Annotated in this window: 5 protein-coding genes; 4 read left to right on the forward strand and 1 reads right to left on the reverse strand. The window is 61.1% G+C overall.

Annotated elements, in window-relative coordinates:
* The first annotated feature begins 2 nt into the window (after positions 1-2).
* The 3 genes from NFJ07_RS08380 to NFJ07_RS08390 are packed head-to-tail and all read left to right on the forward strand — an operon-like array spanning position 3 to position 3153.
* Positions 3-1394, forward strand: a complete 1392-nt coding sequence (locus tag NFJ07_RS08380) for a cytochrome P450 (RefSeq protein ID WP_269993649.1) — start codon at positions 3-5, stop codon at positions 1392-1394.
* Between the two features lie 50 nt (positions 1395-1444).
* Positions 1445-2419: an aldo/keto reductase gene (locus tag NFJ07_RS08385; protein ID WP_269993650.1), complete on the forward strand. Its 975-nt coding sequence runs from the start codon at positions 1445-1447 to the stop codon at positions 2417-2419.
* Entirely contained in the window at positions 2416-3153 is a 738-nt protein-coding gene (locus tag NFJ07_RS08390; protein ID WP_269993651.1) for a creatininase family protein, read from the forward strand. The genes NFJ07_RS08385 and NFJ07_RS08390 overlap by 4 nt, the downstream gene beginning before the upstream one ends.
* A gap of 159 nt (positions 3154-3312) precedes the next feature.
* Here the strand turns inward: NFJ07_RS08390 and NFJ07_RS08395 are convergent, their stop codons facing one another.
* On the reverse strand, positions 3313-4032 hold the full coding sequence (locus NFJ07_RS08395) for a GntR family transcriptional regulator (RefSeq protein WP_269993652.1): 720 nt from the start codon (positions 4030-4032) through the stop codon (positions 3313-3315).
* Positions 4033-4765: 733 nt separating this feature from the next.
* Between NFJ07_RS08395 and NFJ07_RS08400 the strand changes: the two genes are divergently transcribed.
* Positions 4766-6138, forward strand: a 1373-nt coding sequence (locus NFJ07_RS08400; protein ID WP_269993653.1) for a CoA-acylating methylmalonate-semialdehyde dehydrogenase, incomplete at its 3' end; no start/stop codon positions are given.

Below are 6138 nucleotides of genomic sequence, written 5' to 3' on the forward strand. Positions count from 1 at the left end.
AAGTGGGTTTACCAATGTCGTTAACTCGCGACACCTCAGAGTCCCCGGTTCCGATGCTCACGTGCCCGGTCACCGGGGCGCAGCTCGCGCCTGACTCGCCTTTGGCCGCCTCATTCGGGGCCGAATCAACGACGGTGGTGCCCGCCCCGGAAGTGAAAGATGATGCGGATGCGATGCCCGGGGATCTGGCGGTGTTCTACGACCCGCTGTCCTTCTCGGCATACGAGAACCCGTACGAACTGTACAAAGTACTGCGCGAGAAAGCTCCGGTCTACTACAACGAACGCCGCAATCTTTGGGTGGTCTCCCGTTATGAGGACGTACGAGAGATTCTGAAGAACCACCAGCAGTTCTCAAGCGCCCTCGGCAACGACATGGACGGTACGCACGATTCATATGGTGCGGGCAATATCGTGGCCTCCGATCAGCCCGAGCACACCTCCTTGCGCACTGCCGTCAGGCGGGTGTTCGCGGCCCGGGAGATTCTTGAGAAGGAAGATGGCCTGCGCGCTTTCGCCCGCGAGTTGCTCGGCAGACTCCACGCTTCAGGCGGCGGTGACTTCGCCGAGGATGTTGCTCTGCCGCTGGCGATCGCAGGTGCGATCATGCTCGTCGGTCTGCCGGAAGGGGACGGGCCCTGGATCCATGACTATTTGCTGCAATCGATGGAACGCGTCGTCGGCCAGTACGGCATTCCCGAAGCCGCCGCCGCCTCCAACATTGAGGCGGAGGAACACATTGCCCGGTGGATGGAGGAACGCTATGAGCGGTTCAGCTCGGGTGAGGAGGACTCCAGCTCGTCAGAGGCGATCGCGCAGATTTATCAGGCAGTTGGCAAGGGCAAGGTCGAATCGCAATATCAGGCTGGGCTTGCCCACCTGATCGAGTCGGCCGCTGTTGATGCCCCCTCCGCTCTGGTCACCAACATCATCACGCACCTCGACAAGTTCCCGGCGTTCCACTCGTATCTCGCGAGCAATCCGGATCGCATCACGGACTTTCTCGAGGAACTGCTGCGCTATGACGCCCCCGCGCAGAACCTGTGCCGCCAGACAACCGAAGAGGTTTCGGTTGCAAACGTGACCATTCCCAAGGACTCGCGTGTGATGGTGCTGCTCGCGTCAGCCAACCGCGATGAGAGCGTTTTTGCCCATGCGGACATCTTTGATATCGACCGTGAAATCACGCCCAAGAACAAGATCATGACGTTTGGCGAGGGGATTCATGCCTGCATGGGCTCCCCGCTCGCCCGCTTGGTAGGCCGTATTCTGCTCGAAGAACTCGTGCAGGGCCCCGCGATCCGCGTCGTCGGCGTACCCGAGCGCTGGGCAAAGCAGATGGTCCGCGGCTTCTCCAAACTCCCGGTCAAGGTTATCGCCGTCGACCAACCTTAACCCCTTACCCAGCCCTAAGCCCTGACAAAGAAGACAAGGATCCACAACGCATGGAATATCGCACATTTGGCCGCACGGGATGGAAGGTCAGCGAGATCGCATTTGGCGGCTGGCAGATCGGCGGGACGTGGGGGGAGGTCGACGATAATGAATCGGTCCGCACCCTGTTGTACGCCTACGAACAAGGCATCAACTTCGTCGACACCGCCGAACTGTATGGAGGGGGCCGCAGCGAACGCGTCATTGGTGAATCGCTGCGCCAGTGGAACGGCGACAAGATTTACGTCGCTACGAAGATCCAACCCGTGCGTTGGCCGGACGCCGACGAGGACAACCCGGTCATGGCGGGCCGTTACCCCTCCTGGTACCTCCGCGAGGGGGTCGAGAAAGCGCTGCGGAACCTCGGCGTCGAGCGCTTGGACCTGTTGCAGCTGCACTGCTGGCTGGACGACGGTACGAGCTCGCTCGATTGGCTCGAGACCCTCAATGAACTTCGTCTCGAAGGCAAAATCGACCAAATTGGCGTCTCCATCCGCGACTACCGCCCCGATGAGGGAATCGCACTCGCCGAACTCGGCCTCGTCAGCTCAATCCAGGTCATCTTCAATATGTTCGAACAGCGGCCCGCTGAGGCACTGTTCGAAGCGGCGGCGAAGACCAACACCGCGATCATTGCACGCGTGCCGTTCGACTCGGGGTCGCTGTCGGGCACTTGGACCGAGGAAACTTATGCATCGTGGGAACCCGGTTCCGTGCCCGCTGAGTTGTTCAGGGGCGAGCGTTTCGGTGAAACCTTGAAGAAGGTCAATGAGCTCAAACAAATCATTGAACCGCATTACCCCTCACTCGCAGAGGCCGCGATGCGCTATTCCCTCAGCGCACCCCAGGTTGCAACCGTGATCCCCGGGATGCGAAATCCACGAAATATCGACCGCAATGCTGCATACTCCGATGGACACGGGTTTCCGGCCAGCCTGCTCGAGGAGATCGCACCGTTTAACTGGCCCAGGAACTACTACAAGTGATCGAGTACGCACACGTACAGGCCGAGCTGCTCTCGGCCGTTGAACTTGAACACGCGGTCTCCAGCAGACCGATCGCGTACGTTCCGCTCGGGGCATGTGAGTTTCATGGGCCTCATCTGCCCATGGGCCTGGACGCTCTGAACGCCCACGGCGTCTGCCGCGTTGCCGCGGCCCGGAGCGGCGGCATCGTGCTGCCTCCGCTGTTCTACGGCACGGGCGGCGGTCACATGGAGTACCCCTGGACCATCATGATTGCCGAGCCGGAGCCGATCCGGACGCTGTTGAACACGACCCTGGGGCGACTGCAGGAATTCGGTGTCCGGCTCGCGGTGCTGTTCAGCGGACACTTCGCCGACGAGCAGCTTGAGATGATCGAACTCGTCGAGGCAGAGTGGAACGACGCCGGCAACGCGATGCGTGTGATCGCAAGGGCGGTGAATATGCCGCTCGGTGCGGGTCTGCCCGTACCTGATCATGCCGGGGTGTTCGAGAGCTCATTACTGTCGAACTTTGCACCTGAACTCGTCCATATAGACCGGTTGCCCTCAATCGAGGAAGCGCCGTCGGCGGATCCTGGCGGTGACGAGAGCGGGCCGCACCGGCACGAGCCGCAGCATCCGCTTTGGGGAGTCTTCGGCGCTGACCCGCGCCGTCTCGACCCTGCTCAAAACCTGCGCCTGCTCGACGCCTTGGTCGGCCGGCTCGTCGCAGAGGTAAACGAGGCATCTGACTAGGCCACGATCAAGGCCGGGACTGCACCGCGGAAGCTGGATTTGACACCATGAACCCGGTCTCTGCGGTGCAGTTCGTTCGGGGGCACTTTGAAATATGGCGGCAAGGCGCGACGGCGGGGGAGAGGTGACCTCAGGCGGAGGCCCAGGGGGATGCCGAGGCTAAGATATGATTCCGAATTTATAGTGGCTGGCGAGATGGGAATACTTGCCAAATTCGACAGGCTTTCCGCCCTCGTCGAAGACGGTCCGTTCGAGCACAATCAGCGGCGTTCCCGGACCTACCTTGAGCTTTTGGGCCAACCCGTCGTGGGCAGCCAAGGCCTTGATCTCGTGTTGCACCGTGCGGACCTTGCACTGCGAATGAACGAGTAGCGCGTCGGCGTCGGCTTCATTGAATCGAGCGTGGTCTTGGGGTGTGGGTTCGCTGAAGAGGTAGTCCTCAAGGATCGCGGTAGGTACATCGTGGATCTCCTCCAGCCGGATCACACACCACAGACGATCCCCATCTGTTAGTCGGAGGCGTTCCCTGAAAATGGGATCAAGGGAGGCCTCTCCGATGGACAAGACAGTGCACTTTGACTGGCTTTCTCCGGGTTCAATATGGCGGGTAACGCCCAGGGGGCTGGAGCGGAGCGCACCGGCGACAAAGGTCCCGTGCCCATGTTTTCGGACGACGATGCCCTCCGAGGCAAGAATTTCGAGTGCTCGACGGATAGTCGGAAGCGAAACGTGGAAATTCCGGGCCAGATGTGTTTCGGGTCCGATGACTTTCCCTTCCTGCAGCACGTTCGACTGGACTGCGGCTTTGATCCGTTCGGCGACTTGGTGATACAGCGGGACGGGGGAGTTGGCATCTACTGGAAGCAAATTCGGAGTCACCACGGGATCATGCCCTGATGCCGCTTGAGGATCGTGCCGGCGTAGCAGAAGTCAATGGTGATTTGGGAGCCTGAGCTATTCTCCCGGATGCAGTGTGACCGGTCCCGCGTGGCCGCGAGACTTTCGAATGGGTCCATGAGTGTCCTTGAAGTTTTCGTGCACACGGTGATTGGGGAATTGCCTTCGCCTCCGCTGAAGGATCCGCTGAGCGGCTGCCTCGATCCGGGCACGTCTGCGGTCTACTCTTGCCCACAGACTAGCACGTGCCATATCGTTGGTAAATGGATAATTTGCCAAATGTTCAGGGGGTCGACGCGTCAGTGTCGGGCGCCACGCCTTGCGTTATGCGCACGTGCTAGAAACTTTCTTTGAAACTCTTGCGCCGGCCAGTTCTGAGGCGTAAGAATGTCCTGACAATAAGTCTTAATGAGGAGGCGTATCATCCATCCGTATCGGGAACCTACAGCCTCCCAGTAACCCCCATAAGTACGCTCACACATCAGAAAGGTTCGCGATTGTCGTGACCCACGAACTGCTCACGATCGGGTGTATCAGCGTTGATATCTACCCCAACGAGATCGGTGTGGAACTGGAGGTCGCCAGGCGGCTGTCGAGTTCCGCTCCAAGCAGCATACGGTCGATCGAATCGACGGCCAGCAAGCCTTCAAAACCTACTTAGACCGCAAGAGCCGGCAGCGCACCCTGCTGAGCTAGACAGACAAGGAAGTCCACCATGACGATCACCATCAACCACTTCATCAGCGGGGCCGAGACTGCGGGCAGCGGAACCGGCACCAAGCCCGTCTACAACCCGGCTACCGGTGCTGTGTCGGCCGAGTTGCGGTTGGCCAACCGCGCCGATTTGGACGCGACGGTTGCCGCTGCAAAGGAAGCTGCTGCGAGCTGGGGCGACATTTCGCTGGCCAAGCGCACCGCCGTGCTGTTCAAGTTCCGTGAGCTCGTCGCTTCCCATGTGGACGAACTCGCGGCCCTGATCACGGCAGAGCACGGCAAGGTCCTCAACGACGCCAAGGGCGAGATCGGCCGTGGCCTGGAGGTCATCGAGTTCGCTTGTGGCATCCCGCAGTTGCTCAAGGGTGAGTACTCGGACCAGGTCTCCACCGGGATTGATGTGTTTTCGTTCCGGGAGCCCGTGGGCGTGGTGGCGGGCATTACCCCGTTCAACTTCCCGGTGATGGTGCCGCTGTGGATGGCTCCGATGGCGATTGTCACCGGCAACGCCTTCATCCTCAAGCCTTCGCACCGCGTGCCTTCGGCTGCGATGCTGCTGGCGAAACTGTTCCAGGACGCCGGCTTGCCTGACGGCGTGTTCCAGGTCCTGCACGGTGACCGTGAGGTGGTATCCGGGCTCCTGACGCACCCGGACGTGGACGCCATCTCCTTCGTGGGTTCCACCCCTGTTGCGAAGCACATCCTTGAAGTGGCAACAGCGCACGGCAAGCGGGTCCAGGCCTTGGGCGGGGCGAAGAACCACGCGATCGTCATGCCCGACGCCGACCTCGACAACGCCGCCGACCACCTGGCTGCAGCCGCGTTCGGTTCGGCCGGGCAGCGGTGCATGGCAATCTCTGTCGCGGTCGCCGTCGGCGATGCCGCCGATCTGCTGGTCAAGAAGGTCGAAGAGCGTGCCCTCGACATCAAGGTCAAGAACGGCTCCGAAGCCGACGCCGACATGGGTCCCGTGATCAGCCCCGAATCCCGCGAGTTCATCGTCAAGACGGTGACTGAGGCCGAGCAGGCCGGCGCCGCCATGGTGGTGGACGGTCGGGACCTGGTGGTTCCCGGCCATGAGGAGGGCTTCTGGGTTGGTCCCACCGTGATCGACCATGTGAAGACCGGAATGAGTGCCTACACGGAGGAGATCTTCGGACCGGTCCTCGTCGTCGTCCGGGTCGAGGACCTGGACGAAGGCATCAAGCTGATCAACGCCAACCCCTACGGCAACGGCACCGCCATCTTCACCTCCTCCGGCGCGAACGCCAGGAAATTCCAACGCTCCGTGGACGTTGGCATGGTCGGCATCAACGTGCCCCTGCCGGTACCGGTGGCCTACCACTCCTTCGGCGGCTGGAAAGCCTCCCTCTT

The organism is Arthrobacter sp. B2a2-09, assembly GCF_027587375.1.
Lineage (GTDB): Bacteria > Actinomycetota > Actinomycetes > Actinomycetales > Micrococcaceae > Arthrobacter.

What these genes read in the sequence shown, in the direction of transcription:
- NFJ07_RS08385 (WP_269993650.1), top strand. Translation starts at nt 1,445, where the DNA reads ATGGAATATCGCACATTTGGCCGCACGGGATGGAAGGTCAGCGAGATC.